The sequence below is a fragment of the Synechococcus sp. H55.10 genome (assembly GCF_047502715.1).
Taxonomy (GTDB): Bacteria; Cyanobacteriota; Cyanobacteriia; order Thermostichales; family Thermostichaceae; genus Thermostichus.
In genome coordinates this window covers 1-590 of the sequence record NZ_JANSJJ010000214.1, presented here as the reverse complement: position 1 = coordinate 590, position 590 = coordinate 1, and the positions used below count along the sequence as shown (strand labels likewise).

The window sequence follows — 590 nt, the reverse complement described above, 5'->3', positions numbered from 1 at the left end:
CATTTGCGATGTAGGAAAAATCGATCTTCTGTCCCTGCTCTCTAGCAAACTTGATCAGTTGCTGTTTGACATATCTCTCCAGCCAATCTCCAGATAGGAACTTGATTGCCTCTGAAGACTTGCTTAGTTTTACCATCAGGGTTTTGGAGCTTTTTGAGTAGTTATGTTCCTTTAAGAAATTAACCTTACGTAGAGTGGAAGCAAGTTGGCAGCTATAATTTATCACTTCTGGGGGGTTGCCTTTTAAGCAAAGAGTCAAGCTCTTTTCTTCTCCAATGCCAGATTTAATTTCTTTGTAAAGCTTCTCAATCATCGAGTACCTCTGACCCATAAGGTTTGATATCCAGTTCAGCTTGTTATCGAGTTCCCCTTCTGCCGCTTTTTTACTAGATGGAAGCAGGTTCTTCATCCTTATGTTCTTAGACCACAGAAATACCCCTATCTTCACCTGTTCACGGCTAATCGTCTCTGGCGGCAAACTCTTGAGTCCTGCGTCAGCAGTTTGCTTGTTAGTTTCCTTCCCCTTTTGAAGGCTAGAACTCGAGTTTAGATTCTGGGAAATGTTTTCTATACTTTCCGATAGCCTGCCC

1 protein-coding gene is annotated in these 590 nt (G+C 42.2%); it reads right to left on the bottom strand.

What is annotated here, in order from left to right; translation table 11 throughout:
* On the bottom strand, positions 1–409 hold a 409-nt coding region (locus NW858_RS11625; RefSeq protein ID WP_414520558.1), incomplete at its 3' end, for a hypothetical protein.
* Between the last annotated feature and the right edge of the window lie 181 nt (positions 410–590).